This window comes from Azospirillum palustre, assembly GCF_002573965.1.
GTDB classification, from domain to species: domain Bacteria; phylum Pseudomonadota; class Alphaproteobacteria; order Azospirillales; family Azospirillaceae; genus Azospirillum; species Azospirillum palustre.
The window spans coordinates 845,369-861,864 of the sequence record NZ_PDKW01000043.1 but is presented as its reverse complement, the minus strand read 5'-3'; the positions used below and the strand labels follow the sequence as shown (position 1 = coordinate 861,864).

General features: G+C 69.2%; 13 protein-coding genes. 5 read left to right on the top strand and 8 right to left on the bottom strand.

The genetic code is table 11. From position 1 onward, the window contains the following. Positions 1 to 124 precede the first annotated feature (124 nt). Positions 125 to 1,525 (bottom strand): RsmB/NOP family class I SAM-dependent RNA methyltransferase, encoded by a 1,401-nt coding sequence (locus CRT60_RS26430; RefSeq protein ID WP_098739497.1) that lies wholly within the window; start codon positions 1,523 to 1,525, stop codon positions 125 to 127. A 377-nt stretch (positions 1,526 to 1,902) separates the two neighbouring features. Here CRT60_RS26430 and mltA point away from each other — a divergent pair, with 377 nt between their 5' ends. Genes mltA through CRT60_RS26415 form a run of 3 tightly spaced genes read left to right on the top strand, consistent with a single transcriptional unit; the run spans position 1,903 to position 4,442 of the window. Beyond that, the gene (gene mltA, locus CRT60_RS26425) at positions 1,903 to 3,081 is read left to right on the top strand and encodes a murein transglycosylase A (protein WP_244592768.1); all 1,179 of its coding nucleotides are present in this window, start codon (positions 1,903 to 1,905) and stop codon (positions 3,079 to 3,081) included. Beyond that, complete coding sequence (locus CRT60_RS26420; RefSeq protein ID WP_098739495.1) at positions 3,078 to 3,620, top strand: GNAT family N-acetyltransferase; 543 nt, start codon at positions 3,078 to 3,080, stop codon at positions 3,618 to 3,620. The genes mltA and CRT60_RS26420 overlap by 4 nt, the downstream gene beginning before the upstream one ends. Before the next feature lie 57 nt (positions 3,621 to 3,677). Further along, on the top strand, positions 3,678 to 4,442 hold the full coding sequence (locus CRT60_RS26415) for a TrmH family RNA methyltransferase (RefSeq protein WP_098739494.1): 765 nt from the start codon (positions 3,678 to 3,680) through the stop codon (positions 4,440 to 4,442). Between the two features lie 41 nt (positions 4,443 to 4,483). On the opposite strand, the gene CRT60_RS26410 is transcribed toward CRT60_RS26415, so the two are convergent. Next, positions 4,484 to 7,033, bottom strand: a complete 2,550-nt coding sequence (locus tag CRT60_RS26410; protein WP_098739493.1) for an HWE histidine kinase domain-containing protein — start codon at positions 7,031 to 7,033, stop codon at positions 4,484 to 4,486. Between the two features lie 394 nt (positions 7,034 to 7,427). Between CRT60_RS26410 and CRT60_RS26405 the strand changes: the two genes are divergently transcribed. Further along, a complete protein-coding gene (locus tag CRT60_RS26405; protein WP_098739492.1) occupies positions 7,428 to 8,042 on the top strand; it encodes an NUDIX domain-containing protein in 615 nt (204 codons plus the stop codon). Between the two features lie 47 nt (positions 8,043 to 8,089). Next, on the top strand, positions 8,090 to 8,998 hold the full coding sequence (locus tag CRT60_RS26400; protein WP_098739491.1) for a LysR family transcriptional regulator: 909 nt from the start codon (positions 8,090 to 8,092) through the stop codon (positions 8,996 to 8,998). 3 nt (positions 8,999 to 9,001) lie between these two features. Here CRT60_RS26400 and recN read toward each other — a convergent pair whose 3' ends face one another. From recN to CRT60_RS26370, 6 genes are all read right to left on the bottom strand, one after another. After that, on the bottom strand, positions 9,002 to 10,678 hold the full coding sequence (gene recN / locus CRT60_RS26395) for a DNA repair protein RecN (protein ID WP_098739490.1): 1,677 nt from the start codon (positions 10,676 to 10,678) through the stop codon (positions 9,002 to 9,004). Between the two features lie 8 nt (positions 10,679 to 10,686). Next, entirely contained in the window at positions 10,687 to 11,502 is an 816-nt protein-coding gene (locus CRT60_RS26390) for an outer membrane protein assembly factor BamD (protein ID WP_098739489.1), read from the bottom strand. A gap of 126 nt (positions 11,503 to 11,628) precedes the next feature. Next, a complete protein-coding gene (locus tag CRT60_RS26385) occupies positions 11,629 to 12,354 on the bottom strand; it encodes a protein phosphatase CheZ (protein ID WP_244592767.1) in 726 nt (241 codons plus the stop codon). A 219-nt stretch (positions 12,355 to 12,573) separates the two neighbouring features. Then, positions 12,574 to 13,656, bottom strand: a complete 1,083-nt coding sequence (locus CRT60_RS26380) for a protein phosphatase CheZ (RefSeq protein WP_098739487.1) — start codon at positions 13,654 to 13,656, stop codon at positions 12,574 to 12,576. Between the two features lie 115 nt (positions 13,657 to 13,771). Further along, positions 13,772 to 14,137 (bottom strand): chemotaxis response regulator CheY, encoded by a 366-nt coding sequence (locus CRT60_RS26375; protein WP_012974572.1) that lies wholly within the window; start codon positions 14,135 to 14,137, stop codon positions 13,772 to 13,774. A 245-nt stretch (positions 14,138 to 14,382) separates the two neighbouring features. Next, positions 14,383 to 16,437: an aminopeptidase P family protein gene (locus CRT60_RS26370; protein ID WP_098739486.1), complete on the bottom strand. Its 2,055-nt coding sequence runs from the start codon at positions 16,435 to 16,437 to the stop codon at positions 14,383 to 14,385. Positions 16,438 to 16,496: the final 59 nt, after the last annotated feature.

The window sequence follows — 16,496 nt, the reverse complement described above, 5'->3', positions numbered from 1 at the left end:
CCTCTTGAGGGGTTGGGCGAACACGCCCGGATGGTCTCAACGGCGGAAAGCCTACTCCACCGATAAGGAGCGCGCCACCCCGGCTGTCAAGGGTGGGGAGGGGGAGAGACCCCCTCCCCCTCGCTCACGCATCGATCGCCTTGCCCAGCTCGACGGGATCGACCTCGCCCTGCTCGATGCCGACCTCGGAAACGCTCTCCTCCGACACCGTCTCTTCGGCGCGACGCTCCAGCACGGCGGCGAAGAAGCCGTCGGTGTCGTGCTTGGCCGGCGTCAGGCGCAGGTACGGACCGTCGACCGGCGGCGGCGCGCCGGCCTCCTCCTCCGCCCAGACCTCGGCGATCGGCTTCACGATGAAGTCGTGATGGGTCTGCAGGAAGGCTTCGACCTGCGCCTCGTTCTCGTCATGCAGCATGGAGCAGGTGGCATAGACCAGCCGCCCGCCCGGCTTCACCAGACGCGCCGCGCTGTCGAGGATGTTGGCCTGAAGCGGCAGCAGCTGCTCCAGCCCCGGACCCAGCTGGCGCCAGCGGGCGTCGGGGTTGCGGCGCCAGGTGCCGGTGCCGGAGCACGGCGCATCGACCAGCACGCGGTCGAACTTGCGCTTGTGGCGCTTCACCCAGGGATCGCGCTCGCTGGTCAGCGGATGCGCCTCGATGTTGTGCAGGCCGGCGCGGCGGAAGCGCTCGGCTGCGCGCTTCAGGCGCTTGTCCAGCACGTCGCAGGCGACGACGCGGCCCTTGTTCTTCATCAGCGCCGCCACGGCCAGCGTCTTGCCGCCGGCCCCGGCGCAGAAATCCACCACCTGATGACCGGGCTTCGGCGCCACCGCCAGCGCGACCAGCTGCGAACCCTCGTCCTGGATCTCGACCAGGCCGTCCTTGAAGGCGTCGACACTGCCGAGCGGCGGACGGCCCTTCACCCGCAGGCCCAGCGGCGACCATTGCGTGGTCTCCGCCGTGATCTGCGCCTTGGCCAGCGCCTTGATCGCGCTCTGCTGGTTGGCCTTCAGCGGGTTGATGCGCAGGTCGAGCGGAGCCGCCTCCAGCAGCTTCTCCATCTCCACCCCGAAACGGTCGCCCAGCGAGGCGCGCATCGGTCCTTCCGCCCACTCCGGACATTCCACCCGCACCGTTTCCGGCATGTCGGGATGCTCCATCGTGTGGCTTTCCAGCTTGCCGACCATCGCCAGCTCGTCGTCGGTCAGGCGGGCCGGGGCGAACTTGCCGCCGCTGAACATCTCCAGCACCACGCCGGCGTTGCGGTTCTCCTCCAGCAGGAGATAGGCCAGGACGCGGGCGCGCGGGGTAGCGCGCTCGTAGCCGCCGCGCTCGATCCACCAGCCGAGCCGGGCATGGCGGCGCAGGATCGCGTAGGCCATCTGGGCGACGGCGGTGCGGTCCTTCGAGCCGATGTAGCGGCGGTTGCGGAAATAGGCGCTCATCACCGCGTCGGCGGGGCGAGGGGTCTCGTCGATCTCGGTCAGCAGATCGATGACCGCCTGGAGGCGGGCGGCGGGTGTCATGGCGTCTTGTCCCTCGGGAGTCTCACGGCGACGAACAGGACCGGCCGCCCGCATCGTCCCCCCGTAGGATCCGGGGGCGAGATGCGTTTTCGAACGGTCCTTCGCGTATGGGCTGTCGATACCGCGTTTGTCGCCTCCTGTCACGCCTTGCCGCCGCGCGTCTGCCCCGCTCGCCCCTTGGCTAGTCCTCCCGCCTCCACTCCCCGTGACAAGCGGACGCGACCTATCCGAAAGTGCAGGTTGGGGATTGACGACTCGGGGTAACCACCGGCACAAACAATCGGGTGATGTGACCTTGTCGTGACCGGACCGCAAAGGGCGGGAGACCGGTCGGGGGTCTTCGACGGACATATCGGATGCTGGTGGCGGAGTGCGCGATGGCGGCTGCGGCTGGGGTGGCGTGTGCGCGTGAGGTAAGGAAAGCCGCAGGCCGCGGCCTGCGGATGGCGCTGATCGGCGGGCTGCTGGCGACGCTGGCGGCCTGCGCCGGCACCGCCCCGACGGTGGATGGGCAGCGGCGGACCGCCCAGCGCCCGAGCTGGGATCAGGTCTCGCCCGATTTCCGCCACCTCGCCGGCTGGATCGACGACGACCATGCCCAGGCGGTGCCGGCGGTGCAGCGGACCTGCGGCTGGGTGAAGAACCAGCCGCCGGGCAAGTCGCTGGGGCAACTGCGTGCCGCCGGCACCACCGACGACTGGCGCGCCATCTGCGCCGCCGCCCGCGACCTGCCCCCCGGCGACAGCGAGGCGGCCCGCCGCTTCTTCGAGACCTTCTTCACCCCGCGCGACGTCAGCAACGGCGAGAGCGGCCTCTTCACCGGCTATTACGAGATCGAGCTGCACGGCAGCTGGACCCGGACCGAGCGCTACAACGTCCCGCTCTACCGCATGCCGTCGCGCGGCAAGAACGGCCTGCCCAGCCGCGCCCGCATCGAAAACGGCGCCTTGAAGGGCAAGGGTCTGGAATTGATGTGGGTGGACGACCCGGTCGACGCCTTCTTCCTCGAAATCCAGGGTTCCGGCCGGGCGATCATGGCCGACGGCTCGGTGGTCGGCATCCATTACGCCGGCCAGAACGGTCACAGCTATTACCCGATCGGCCGCCATATCATCGACATCGGCGACGCCACGCCGGAACAGATGTCCTTGCAGACGATCCGGCGCTGGCTGAAGGACCATCCGGCCGAGGCCCAGCTGGTGATGAACCTCAACCCCTCCTACGTCTTCTTCAAGGTGAAGCCCGAGGTCGGCGCCCGCGGCGCCCGCAACATGGAGCTGACCCCCGGCCGCAGCCTTGCGGTGGATGCCGAGCATATCCCGCTGGGCGTCCCGCTTTGGCTGGAGGTGCGCGACGCCCCGGTTCCGGGCGGCGCCATCAACCGGCTGGTGATGGCGCAGGACACCGGCGGCGCCATCAAGGGGCCCGTGCGCGGCGACCTGTTCTGGGGCCACGGCCCGCAGGCGGAGGAAGGGGCCGGCGTGATGAAGGCGCGCGGTCGCTACACCCTGCTGGCGCCGCGTACCCTGTCGGTCGAGACCGCCCAGCGGAAATGACCGCAGGGGACCGCATCCGGCTGGAACGGCTGACCGCCCTGCCCGACCGCGGGGCGGCGCTGGCGGCATTGGAGGAGATCTTCTTTGCCTCCACCACCCGGACGGAGTTCGCGTCCGCTGCCGAGCGCGCCGCCTTCCTCGCCACCTGGACCGGCTGGTTCGTGGACGAGGCAGCGCGGGACATCTGGATGGCGGTGGCGGCCGACGGACAGGTCGTCGGCTACCTCACCGGCTGCAAGGACAGCGCCGGCGCGGTCGAACTGGCCCGGCGCGTCCCGAAATACGAACTCTTCGCCGATCATTTCGCCGCCTACCCCGCCCATTTCCACGTCAATGTCCGGCCGGGCTGGCGGGAGCATGGGCTGGGTAGGCGGCTGGTCGACCGGTTTGCCGAGGATTGCCGGGAGGACGGCCTGCCCGGCGTGCATCTGGTCACCGCCGTCTTCGCCCGCAATGTCGAGTTCTACCAGCGCGCCGGCTTCACCGACGCCTGCCAGCGCGGCCCCCTGCTGTTCCTCGGCCGCCGCCTCAACACCTGACTTCCGCGGCGCTGCTGTGCTAGGCAGGGGCATCTCCCTGCCGGAAAGCCAGTTGCCATGACCCGCCCGCCCCTGCTGATCGAAAGCCCGCAGAACCCGCAGTTCAAGCTGTGGGAATCGGCGCTGGAAAGCCGTGGGCTGAAGAAGAACGGCAAGTTCCTGCTGGCCGGCCTGAAGACCGTTCCGGAAGCGCTGCGCCACCATCCGGAGCGGTTCGAGCGGTTGCTGTTCACCGACCCGGCGCAAATCGTCGGCTGGCGCCTGCCGCCGGGGGTGGAGCCGGTGCAGCTGGCCCCGGCGCTGTTCCGGATGCTGGACGTGTCGGGCACCGGCTTTCCGCTGCTGGTCGGCGCCGTGCCGAAGATGCCGGCCATCGATTTGTCGCAGCCGCCGCAGGGGCTGGAACTGCTGTGCGCGCTGGGAGATCCCAGCAACCTCGGCGCCCTGCTGCGCAGTGCCGCCGCCTTCGGCGTGTCGCGGATCGTCCTGCTGGAGGGAGCGGCGCATCCCTTCCACCCCAAATGCCTGCGCGCGGCGTCGAACGCCCAATTCACGCTGACCCTGCTGCGCGGACCGCGCTGGATGGCGGTGAACGAGGCGGCGGGGCCGCTCTACGCCCTGGACGGCGGCGGAGAGGATCTGACCCGCTTCGACTGGCCGGCGGACATGCGGCTGATCCTGGGCGAGGAAGGCCAGGGCGTGCCGGCCGACTGCCCGGCAACGCGGCTGTCGGTGCCGACCACCGGGGCGGTGGAGTCGCTGAACGCCACCGTGGCGGTCAGCGTGGCCCTGTTCGCACGGTATGCGGCGGTCAAGGGGTAAGGCGGCGGAGTTTAGGCGATGGTGGCCAGGCGACCGACGCCCTACCTCATCACCGACGCCAGCATATGCGCCACCTGATCCGACCCATACGGCTTCTTCAGCACCGGCACATCGGCGAACCGCTCAGGTACCGCGGCGCTCTCGCCATAGCCGGTCGCAAACACGAAGGGGATGCCCAGCTCCCGCAGCCGTTCGGCCACCGCGACCGATGTCTCGTTGCCCAGATTGACATCCAGCACGCCGACCACCGGCGGATCCTCGTCGATCAGGCGCAGGGCGTGGCGGACGCCGGCGGCGGTGTTGACGCGGCTGGCGTTGAAGCTGAGCAGCACGTCCTCCGTCGCCATGGCGATGATCATGTTGTCTTCCAGAAGCAGCACCGGGCCGCCGATGGAGAAATCGGCCGCCGGCACCGACAGGCTTTGCCGGTTCCCGCTGGGCAGTCTTTCGGCGATGGTGACGAACCGCGCCGGGATCATGAAGCGGGCGCGCAGGCCGGACAGGGCATAGGTCACCTCCGCCTCGCCCTGCAGGTCGTGGGGAACCGACCGCTCGATCACCGTGGTGCCGAAGCCGGTGCGCGACGGCGCCCGCACCGGCGGGCCGCCATTCTCCTGCCAGTCGATCAGCAACCGCCCACCCTCGTCGATGGACCAGTCGGCCTCGACCCAGCCGCTGCTGTCGCTGAGCGCGCCGTATTTGGCCGAATTGGTGGTCAGCTCATGCACCACCAGCGCGAAGACGGAGAAAGCCTGCGGCGCCAGCAGCACCTCCGGCCCGGTCAGCCGCACCCGCTCGCTCCTGGCCGACAGATAGGCGCCGATCTCCGCCACGACCAGGGCCCGCAGCGAGGCCGGCCCCCAATTGTCGGCGGTGATCTGGTCATGGGCGCGGGCCAGCGCCTCGATGCGGCCGGCGACGATGGCGGCGAACTGCTGCACCGTTTCCGCCCCGGACTCGCTCTGCCGCACCAGGGCGCGGACGAGGCTGAGGATGTTGCGGACGCGGTGGTTCAATTCGGCGATCAGCAGCTCCTGCCGCTCGGCCGCCTCCTTGCGGGTGCGGCCGGCGACGTCGGCCAGCCGCAGCACTACCTCCAGCAGGGTCACCCGCAGGGATTCGGCATTGCGCTCGTCAAGCTCGGTCCAGGGCTTGGAGCGGCCATGCACCGTCTCCTTCCAGGCCTCGAAGCTCTTGCGCGGGGTCAGGCGCGGACCGTTGGGGCCGTACTGCGCCGGCTTGGTCGGATCGCCGCCCCAGGTGACGGTGCGGACCAGCTCCTTGCGGAAGAAGACCAGATAATCGCGCGGCATCCGCGACACCGGGATCGCCAGCAGGCCGCAGGCCCGTTCGCTGAAGTCGCGGGCCGGCGGATGCACCGCGCCAAGCTGGTCGGTCAGATAAATCTTGCTGGGCGGTGTCCGGTGCAGGAACCGCATGACGCCCAGCGTCTCCTCCCGCGTCGGCGTCTCGCCTTCCATATGCAGCTGGCCGTCGATGCAGCAGGCGAAGCCGTCGCAGTCGATCAGCGCCCGCAGTTCCGTCGCGAAGGTGACCAGACTGTCCAGCGGCGATTCGCTGTCGGCCAGCATCGACATGATGCGGACATGGGCGCGGCGGGCCTGCGCCTCCTGCTGGCTTTCCTGCTCGCGCTCCCGCCCCTCCAGCAGCAGCGAGACCATCTGGCCGAACAGCTCGGCGGTGGTCCGGCGCTCGAAGGAGAGCGAGCGGGCATGGCGGTGGTGACAGGCGAACAGGCCCCACAGCTTGCCGTGCCGCAGGATCGACACCGACAGCGAGGCGTTCACCCCCATGTTGCGCAGATACTCGACATGGATCAGCGAGACGCTGCGCAGCAGGCTGAGCGACAGGTCCAGCGGCTGGCCCATCGGATCGACCGTCGGCACGATCGGCGTCGGCGGCGCGTTCACGTCGGAAATGCAGCGCAGCCAGCTCCGCTCATACAGGCGCCGGGCCTGCTGCGGGATGTCGGACGCAGGGTATCGCTGGCCGAGGAAGCTGCCAATGCCATGCACCGCCGATTCCGCGATCACCTCTCCCGCCCCGTCGTCGGCGAAGCGGTAGACCATCACCCGGTCGAATCCAGTGAGCGCCCGCATCTGGCGCGCCGCCTCGCGGCAGAAGCCGTCGAAGCCGCGGCTGTTCTGGACCCGCGCGATCATCGAGCGCAGCAGCGACCCCGAATCCTGCGGCCCCTCGCCCTCGCTCGGTTCCGCCTCGATGACGATGGTGGAGCCGGACAGATGGACCGCCACGTCGCAGACCGGGGCGATGTTGGACAGATGGACGCTGAAGGCGCGCTCGACGCTGCCGTTGATGTGGGCGACCTGCAACCGGCCGCGGATGGTGTGCAACGCCTCGCCCACGATGAAGGCGGCCAGCGGACGCCCCAGCAGATCGTCGGGTTCGACCCCCAGCCAGCGTCCGATGTTGGCGGAGACATGGACGACGATCCAATCGGCCGTGACGGCGATCAGGAAACCGGTCGGTTGGATAAGGCCCAGCTGGTGGATGGGCTCCCGGTCGCAATCGGTGAGGTCGACAGACCCCGCAGGAACCGGGCCACTCATCGAACGAAGACTTCAGACAAACGCGACCTCTAGCGGAAGCTGGACCGGCGTCGTTTGTCACGCGCAGCCAAGGGTATCTGAAAACAATTTAGCCAACACACCGGAACGTCGCAAGGCTCCAAAAAGGCTATTCCTAGCCTCTGCCTAAGATTTTTTAACTTAACATAGGATAAGATTTTGACCGTTTCTGCGTATGAAGATGAGTGTCATGCTTTGGTTAAAAGAGGAACGCAATCGCTTGCCCAGAACCTTTCTTCAACTGCGAATAGGTGATTCTGCCGACGGTCAATGTCACCCACAAAATTCCGCAAGGCGCCCTTTCATCTTCGGCGGGCTGCCCGAAAGCCGGTCATGACGCAGGGTAACGGCCGTTCCATGACCATCGGGCTGCGCCATGACAATCCTTTTTCCTGCCGACGATTCCATTGCCTCGGACGAGCGCATCCGCATCCGCGACGTCACGCTGCTGTCCGACGACTGGTATGTTCTGAAGAAAACCACCTTCGACTATCGGCGGAGTGACGGCAGCTGGCAGACCCTCAGCCGGGAGACCTATGACCGTGGCAATGGGGCGGCCCTGCTGCTCTACGATCCGACCCGCAGCACCGTGCTGCTGACCCGGCAGTTCCGCTTCCCGGCTTACGTCAACGGCCATCCGGAACCGCTGCTGGAGGTGTGCGCCGGCCTGCTCGACGACCGCAGCCCGGAGGAGGCGATCCGCGCCGAGGCGGCCGAGGAGCTGGGCGTGACCGTCCAGGCGCCGCGCCGGGTGTTCGACGCCTTCATGAGCCCCGGCTCGGTGACCGAACGGCTGGCCTTCTTCGTCGCCGAATACCGCGCCGCCGACCGCAGCGAGGGGGGCGGCCTCGCCGAGGAGGGCGAGGACATCGAGGTGGTCGAGTTGACCTTCGCCGATGCCCTTGCCATGGTCGGCAGCGGCGCGATCCTGGACGGCAAGACCATCATGCTGTTGCAGTATGCCGCCCTTCACGGCCTGCTGCCGCGGTGACGGCCTCCGCCCGCCCCGCCGGACCGGGCGATTCGGACGGAGACTGGATGATCGACGACGCGGGTTTGGGCAGCGGGCATTTGGACTGGGAGGACATCCGCGCCTTCCTGGCCACGGCACGGTGCGGCAGCCTGACCGGCGCGGCCCAGCGGCTGAGATTGAGCCCGCCGACCCTGGGCCGTCGGCTGAAACGGCTGGAGGACGCGGTGGGCGGTCCGCTGTTCGACCGGCTGCCCAACCGGCTGGAGCTGACGCCGCTCGGCCGCTCCGTGCTGGAGAGCGCCGCGGCCATGGGCGATGCCGCCGCGGCCTTCGCCCGCAACGCCGACCGGCTGGCCGCGGCGGTACAGCCGGTGCGGGTGACGGCGACGACCTCCGTCTCCGCCTTCCTCACCCTGCATCTGGCCGACCTCCTGGCCGAAACCGGCGCCGACCTGACCATCCTCAGCACCCGCAGCGCCCTGAATCTGGCCCAGCGCGAGGCCGACATCGCGTTGCGCATGGACCGGGTGCCGGCCGAAGGCGATCTGATCACCCGCCGGCTGGGAGGCTTCGGCTTCACCCTCTATGCGATGCGGGGGCTGCGCGACGACTGGTCCGGACGCTGGGACGGCACACCCGTGGTCGGGTTGCCGGAAACACGGCGGCGGCCATCGCAATCGGGATGGCTGGACGATACGGTCCGCGACCGCGGCGCCCGCATCGTCGCCCGGCTCAGCGAACTGCCGATGCGGCTCGACGCCGCCCGGCGCGGGATGGGGCTGACGCTGCTTCCCTGCGTGCTGGGCGATGCCGAGCCGGCGCTGGTCCGCGTCGTCGATCCCCCGGCCGCGCTCAGCGAGGATGTCCATCTGCTGGTCCACCGCGACCGGCGCGATGCGCCGGCGGTGGCCGCAGTGGTGGATGCCCTCGTCCGGCTGTTCCGCCGCCACGCCGAGGCGCTGGCGGGACGATAACAGTCAGCCGCGGCCGGCGATCAGGCTGTCGGCCGCCGCGCGGGCCTCGGCGGTGACGGTGGCGCCGGACAGCATGCGGGCAATCTCCTCGCGCCGCTCGTCACCGTCCAGTTCGGCGACGCCGGTGGTGACCTGCTCGCCCTTCTGCGACTTCTGCACCTTCAGATGGACGGCACCGCGCGCCGCGACCTGCGGGCTGTGGGTGACGACCAGCACCTGCAGGCCATGGCCCAGCGTTTCCAGCCGCTCGCCCACCGCGGCGGCGACGGCCCCGCCGATGCCGGTGTCCACCTCGTCGAACACCAGCGTGCCGACGGTGGAGGTCTGGGCCAGCACCACCTTCAGCGCCAGCATGAAGCGCGCCAGTTCACCGCCCGACGCGATCTTGTTGAGCGCGCCCGGCGGCGAGCCGGGGTTGGTCGCGACCTGGAAGGCGACGCGGTCGATGCCCGACGCGCTCCATTCCGACTCGTCGACCGGCTCGACCAGCGTGCGGAACTTCGCCTTCTCCATCTTCAGCGGCGCCAGTTCGCCGGCGACCGCCACGTCCAGCCGGCCGGCGGCCTCGCGGCGGGCGGCGCCCAGCGCTTCGGCGGCCTTGTGGAAGACGGCGCGGGCCTGTTCGGCTTCCTTCGCCAGCTTGGCCAGCAGGTCGCCCTGATCCTCGATCAGCAGCAGGCGGCCGGCCATCTCCTCGCGCAAGCCGGCAAGCGCATCGACATCGACGCCATGCTTGCGGGCGGCGGCGCGCAGTGCGAACAGCCGCTCCTCCAGCTTCTCCAGCGCCCGCGGGTCCATGTCGACACTGCTGGACACCGCCTGGAGTGAGGCAATCGCCTCCCCCGCCTCGGTCGCCGCGCGGTCGAGGGCGGCGATCACCGGATCCAGCGTGCCGCCGGCCCGGTCGGCGATGCGGCTGAGCGTGCGGATGGCCGAGGACAGGGCGCGCTCGACGCCGCGGTCGCCCGACAGTTCGGCATAGGCGGCGTTCATGCCGTCGACCAGCTTCTCGCGATGCATCAGCACAGCGCGGGTCTCCGACAGTTCCTCCTCCTCGCCGGTCTTGGGGGCCAGGGCGTCCAGCTCGGCCACGGCGTGGCGGAGATATTCCTCTTCGGAGCGGGCGCGGGCGATGTCGGCGGCGGCGGAATGGCGCGCATCCTCCACCTGCCTCCAGGCGCGGTGGGACGCGGCAACCTGCGCCGCCTGGGCCGACAGACCGGCATAGGCGTCGAGCACGCCACGGTGGGTCTGCGGATTCAGCAGCCCGTGGGTATCGAACTGCCCATGCACCTCGACCAGTTCGGCGCCCAGCATCTTCAACAGGCCGACGCCGACCGGCTGGTCGTTCACCCAGGCGCGGCTGCGCCCATCGGTGTTGACGGTGCGGCGGATCACCAGTGCACCATCGCCGGAGTCGGGGTCGAGACCCTGTTCCTTGAGGATGGCGAAGGCCGGGTGGTCGCCCGAAAGCTCGAACTCCGCGGTGACCGAAGCCTGATCGGCGCCGTGGCGCACCAAGCCTGAATCCGCACGCGCGCCGAGGGCAAGCCCCAGCGCGTCGAGCAGGATCGACTTGCCGGCGCCGGTCTCGCCGGTCAGGGCGCACAGGCCCTTGCGGAAGGACAGGCTCAGCCGCTCGATCAGGACGACGTCCCGGATCGTCAGCGACACGAGCATGGAGCGTCCTAGAACAGGGAGTTCCAGGCTCGATTGAGCCACGACTTCTCGTTTCGCTCGGGACGCAGATTGGCGTCCACCAGCAGTGCGTAGCTGTCCGTGTACCATTCGCTGCCGGGGAAGTTGTGGCCGAGCACGGCCGCGGCGGCCTTCGCCTCGTCGGTCACGCCCAGCGCCAGATAGCACTCCACCAGGCGGTGCAGCGCCTCAGGCACATGGGACGTGGTCTGGTAGTTTTCAACGACGGCGCGGAACCGGTTGATCGCGGCGGTATACTGATGCTGACGCAGGTAGAAGCGCCCGACCTCCATCTCCTTGCCGGCAAGGTGATCGTTGGTCAGGTCGATCTTCAGCTTCGCGTCGCGGGCATATTTGCTGTCGGGGAAGCGGCGGACCACCTCCTGCAAGGCGTCGAGCGACCGGCGCGTCATCCGCTGGTCGCGGCGCACGTCGGTGATCTGCTCGTAATAGCACAGCGCCCGCATGTAATAGGCGTAATCGACATCCGGGCTGCCCGGATGAAGCTGGATGAAGCGGTCGAGCGCCAGGATGGCGTCGTCGTACTTCAAGTCCTGGTATTGGGCGTAGGCGGCAAGAAGCTGCGCCTTGCTGGCCGCATCCGCATAGGGATGCTGACGCTCCACCTCGTCGTAGAGCTTCGCGGCCTTCTTGTAGGATTCCTCGCGCATCGCCGCGTCGGCTTCCGACATCAGCTGGTCGGCCGGACGCTCGACATACGCGTCCTCCTTGGTGGAGGAACAGGCGGAGAGGGCGGCGGACAGGAGGAGGGCCGTCAGCGGCAGGCGGTACGGGCGAGGAAGCATCGTCGTCTTGGGCGCTTTCGAAGTTGCCCCTGTATAGCACGCCGGGGTAAGGGCGCCGCAAGCGGTAACGCGGGGGTGGGCGATATGCCCCTCCCCGCCCGCGGCGGAAACTGGATCGGAAGCGCCTTAGCCGAACAGCGCGTCGATGTCGGCCTGGCTGATGTTGCCGCTGTCGGGCGTCGCCTCGGCCGGACCGTGCAGGTCCAGGTTCTCGTCCTTCTTGGTGACGGACGGCGGCAGCGGCATCGCCTCGAACTCACGCCTGTTCCACAGGCCCATCATCGCGTCGACCCGCTCCTCGATGAAGGACATGGCGCGGACCACCTTGGTGATGCGCTGGCCGGTCAGATCCTGGAAGTTGCAGGCCTCATAGATGCGGACGATCACGTCGACCATGTCGTTGACGCGGTCGTTGTGATACCCCTCCGGCAGCGACGACTTCAGTTCCGACACCACCTCTTCCAGCTCTTCGGCGCAGGCCATGATGGTGTTGGTCGCGGCCTCCGTCGCGGAAACGACGGCGCTCAGTTCCTGGCTGGCCTGCTGGAACTTGTCGTCGCCGGCCAGCGGATGGCGGATGGCGGCCATCTCCACCTTGGTCGCCTTGATCCGGCCGGAAATGTCGGCGATTTCCACCTGGATCTGATCGATCTGCGCCGCATCCATGGTCAGGAAGCGGTCGAGCTTGGCGCCGAGATCGCCGATGGCCCGCAGCACCTCGGTGTTGTCGGCCTGAACCACCTGGGTCGGCGCCGGAAGGGCCGCAGCGGCGGCGCCATCTTCGATCAGTGACTGGAACGGGTGCCCGGATTTGCGGGCTTTCTGAAGCTCGGCCATGAAGGGCTTGGTCATCTGCTTCATCCTCGGTCCCGCCTCTCGGAAACGGCCGCCTTGTGGCCTGTGGTGATGGATGTCTGGTTGCGCGTCGGTTCTGCGTTCTGATCGGCTGACCCGTGCCCCATCCGGCCATCGGCGGGCTGGGGCGGTCAATCCGGGAAACCCATGAGGTTCTGTCGGCTCGGCTTTGTCGGCTCAGCTGTCGGTTCGGATCCGCCGGCTTGGCGCCGGCCCCTACCCGAACAGGGCGTCGATGGCCGCCTGATCCAGCGGGGGCGGCGGTTCCGCCGCTGCGGGCGGCGGCGGCGGTGCGGGCTTGGCGGCGGCCTTGGCCTTCGGGGCGGCGCCCGGCGGCTTCGGAACCGGCTTCTTCGCGGGGGCGGGCGCATCGAACATGCTGTCGATGTCGGACTGGCTTGCCACCGCGGGGGCGGCTGCCGGTGCCGGGGCATCGAACATGCTGTCGATATCCGCCTGGCTGGCCTTGACCGGAGCCGCCGCGGGGGCCGCAGCGGGCATCGGCGCGTCGAACATGCTGTCGATGTCGGCCTGGCTCGACTGCACCAGCGGCGGCGGCGGCGGAGCGGCAGGGGCGGCCGGAGCCGGACTGTCGAACATGCTGTCGACATCGGCTTGGCTGACGCCATGGCCATCCAGCTGCGGACCGTTCAGCAGATGGGCATCCGGACGGGTGTCCGTCTGCTCTTCCTTGACCATGATGCCGGCCAGCCCGTCCTCGCCCCAGATGCTGATCATGGCCATGACGCGCTGTTCGATGTAGCGGAGCGCGTTGACGACCTTGCTGGTGCGCTGGCCGGTCAGATCCTGGAACGAACAGGCGGTGAAGATGTCGTTGACCTGGGTGTCGATATCGCTGCAGAGCGCCGGATCGGCGCCGCCGGCCCGCAGCTTGCCCGACAGATCCATCAGCCGCTCGGCGGCGTTCAGGATTTCGAAGGACGCGCGTTCGGTGGAGATGACGATGGCGTCCAGCTCGTTGGTCGCCGACAAAATCTTGTCGCCCGACCCGTCGGGGGGACGCAGCGCCGCCACTTCCCGCCTCGCCTGCTCGATCGAGGCGGCCATTTCCATCAGCTCGCGGCGCAGAACGCCGACATGCTTGCCGGCCTCCACCGCTTCGTTCTGCCGGCTCCAGGAGTCGCGGAACTCCTGAAGCATAGCGCGCACTTCCTCCGTCGCGGCCCCGAGGGACCGCCGGTGGAGCCGCCGCAGGAATGCCCTGCCCTTCGCCGATCGGGCAATGGCGTCCTCGATCTGCTCGAACTCTTCATCGGACAGCTGCGGAAGCTGCTCCAAACCGGTCCACTCCCCAAACTGGATCAGCCGGCCGCCCCGCTGACCCGGGCGGCCGAACCGGGCGCCGGACGGCGGGTGCCGTCCTTGCTACCCCCACACATCGCAAGCCCGAAGATCAGCCGCCGATGACGGCCTGGATCTTCTGCTTCAGCGTGTCGGCGTTGAAGGGCTTGACGATGTAGTTGTTCACGCCGGCCTGCTTGGCGGCGATGACGTTCTCGGTCTTGCTCTCGGCGGTGACCATGATGAAGGGCGTCGCCGCCAGCTTCGCGTCCGCGCGGATTTCCTTCAGGAGCTGCAAGCCGGTCATCGGCTCCATGTTCCAGTCGGAGATGATGAGGCCGAACTTGCTCTCACGCAGCTTCGCCAGCGCCGACACGCCGTCGCCGGCCTCGTCGATGTCGGTGTAGCCGATCTGGGTCAACAGGTTCCGCACGATGCGCCGCATGGTGGCGTAATCATCGACGACGAGGATCTTCATCTAGACGTCTCCGCAATATTCCGTTGCCGGTGTCTGACCGGCCGTTACGCCCACCCGGCGCGGGGGCTGCGCCGTAATCCGGGAAGTGATGCCGACTGTAGTGCCCTAACTGCCGCCAAAAGTCATCCCCTTGGGTCACACTGAAGCAGCTGGGTAAAGAACGTGTTACCACGGGCGGCAACATCTTGCGGAATCAGGGGCGCCCCCAGCCTCCGGCCGACAATTGCCACGGCCGCCCGCTCCGCTCACAGGGGTGCGGTCGCCTGCTCCAGCCAGCGGCGGGCCGCATCGTCGAGCAGCGGCGACAGCGACTCGCGCACCCTTGCATGATAAGCGTCGACCCAGGCGGCCTCCGCGTCGCTCAGCAGCGCCCGCTCGATCAGCGCGCGGTCGACCGGCACCAGGGTCAGCGGCTCGAACGCCAGCATCGGGCGCTCGGCCCCGGCCAGCTCACCCGCCAGCTCCTCCACCGGCTGGACGACGATCAGGTTCTCGATGCGGATGCCGTAGGCGCCGGTCTTGTAATAGCCGGGCTCGTTGGACAGAATCATGCCCGGCTGCAAGGCGACGGTGTTGCCGACCTTCGACACCCGCTGCGGCCCCTCATGCACCGACAGGAAGCTGCCGACGCCGTGGCCGGTGCCGTGGTCATAGTCCAGCCCCGCCTGCCACAGCGGCAGACGCGCCAGCACGTCCAGCTGGGAGCCGGTGGTGCCGCGCGGGAAGCGCGCGGTGGACAGGGCGATGTGGCCCTTCAGCACGCGGGTGAAGCGGTCGCGCATCTCCGCCGCCATCGCCGGGTCGGGCTCGCCGACCGCCAGCGTGCGGGTGACGTCGGTGGTGCCGTCCAGATACTGGGCGCCGCTGTCCAGCAGGAACAGGCTGCCCGGCTCCAGCCGGCGGTCGGTCTCCGGCGTCACCCGGTAATGGACGATGGCGCCGTTCGGCCCGGCTCCGGCGATGGTGTCGAAGCTGACGCCGCGGAAGCGTTCGTTCTCCCGCCGGCAGGCCAGCAGCCGCTCCACCACCTCCAGCTCGGTCAGGGTGCCGGTCGGCGCCGCGTCCGAGAACCAGTGCAGGAAGCGGACGAGGGCGGCGCCGTCCCGGACATGGGCGGCACGGGTGCCGTCCAGCTCCGCCGCGTTCTTGCAGGCCTTGGGCAGGGCGCAGGGATCGCCGTCGCGCTCCACCCGGGCGCCGGCCAGATGCAGCCGGTCGACGATCCAGGCCGAGGTGCAGGTCGGGTCGGCCAGCACGCGGGCGGAGCCGCGGGCAACGGCGTCGAGCGCGGCGCCGAACTCCTCGACCGGCCGCACCCGCACCCGATTGCCCAGATGGGCGCGGGTCTGCGGCGCCAGCTTGCGCGGGTCGAGGAACAGCTCCACCGACGCATCGGCGGACAGGATGGCGAAGGACAGCGGCAGCGGCGTGCAGGGTACGTCGGCGCCGCGGATGTTCAGCAGCCAGGCGATGCTGTCCGGCTGGGTCAGCACCGCGGCGGCGATGCCCTTCTGCCCCAGCTCGTCGGCCAGCCGGGCCCGCTTGTCGGCGGAGCTTTCGCCGGCGAAGACCTCGTCCTGCGGCACCACCGGGGTGAGCGGGGCCGGCGGCTGGCCCTGCCACACCGAATCGAGCGGATTGTCCTCGCACGCCACCAGCAGGATGCCGGCGCGCTCCAGGGCGGCGCGGGTCTTCTCCACCCAGCCGATGGTGTGCAGCCAGGGGTCGAAGCCGAAGCGTCCGCCTTCGGGCAGCGCCGCGACGATCCAGTCGGCCAGAGGGTCCTCGATCAGATGCCTGTACTCGTACAGCTCGGCCGGCACCTCGCTGCGGACCTGGAGGGTGTAGCGGCCATCGACGAAGATCGCGGCACGGTCGGTTGTCACCACCGCATTGCCGGCCGAGCCGGTGAAGCCGGTCAGCCAGCCGAGCCGCTGGGCGCGCGGCGGGACATATTCGCCCTGATGCTCGTCCCCGCGCGGCACGATGAAGCCGTCGAGGTCGCGGCGCTTCAGCGCGGCGCGCAGATCGTCCAGCCGCTGCGCCGGACCGGGATTGGCCGTCGGCGCCTCGGCGGCGAGCTGCGCCTTCAGCGCCTGGAGCTGGTCGGCCAGGGCCGGCGGAAGGCTTTCGCCAACCAGGACGGTCCAGGCGGCGGGCTCCTCCCCCTCCGGCGCCGCCAGCACGCCAGCAAGCAGCGCGCGGACATCGGCGGGAGACCGGCCGGTCCCGGCCTCGGTCAGCAGGGTCGCAAGGGCGTCGTCGCCACGATAGGCAGCGGAGGGAATCGCGCTGGGCACGGAACCTGTTCCTCGGAAGAGTGAATCCTGTGGACACAGGCTAGGCACCCCGCCGGCCC

Bases quoted from the DNA above. Each gene is read 5' to 3' on its own strand.
- CRT60_RS26430 (WP_098739497.1), bottom strand. From the start codon at position 1,525: ATGACACCCGCCGCCCGCCTCCAGGCGGTCATCGATCTGCTGACCGAG.
- mltA (WP_244592768.1), top strand. From the start codon at position 1,903: ATGGCGGCTGCGGCTGGGGTGGCGTGTGCGCGTGAGGTAAGGAAAGCC.
- CRT60_RS26420 (WP_098739495.1), top strand. From the start codon at position 3,078: ATGACCGCAGGGGACCGCATCCGGCTGGAACGGCTGACCGCCCTGCCC.
- CRT60_RS26415 (WP_098739494.1), top strand. From the start codon at position 3,678: ATGACCCGCCCGCCCCTGCTGATCGAAAGCCCGCAGAACCCGCAGTTC.
- CRT60_RS26410 (WP_098739493.1), bottom strand. From the start codon at position 7,033: ATGAGTGGCCCGGTTCCTGCGGGGTCTGTCGACCTCACCGATTGCGAC.
- CRT60_RS26405 (WP_098739492.1), top strand. From the start codon at position 7,428: ATGACAATCCTTTTTCCTGCCGACGATTCCATTGCCTCGGACGAGCGC.
- CRT60_RS26400 (WP_098739491.1), top strand. From the start codon at position 8,090: ATGATCGACGACGCGGGTTTGGGCAGCGGGCATTTGGACTGGGAGGAC.
- recN (WP_098739490.1), bottom strand. From the start codon at position 10,678: ATGCTCGTGTCGCTGACGATCCGGGACGTCGTCCTGATCGAGCGGCTG.
- CRT60_RS26390 (WP_098739489.1), bottom strand. From the start codon at position 11,502: ATGCTTCCTCGCCCGTACCGCCTGCCGCTGACGGCCCTCCTCCTGTCC.
- CRT60_RS26385 (WP_244592767.1), bottom strand. From the start codon at position 12,354: ATGACCAAGCCCTTCATGGCCGAGCTTCAGAAAGCCCGCAAATCCGGG.
- CRT60_RS26375 (WP_012974572.1), bottom strand. From the start codon at position 14,137: ATGAAGATCCTCGTCGTCGATGATTACGCCACCATGCGGCGCATCGTG.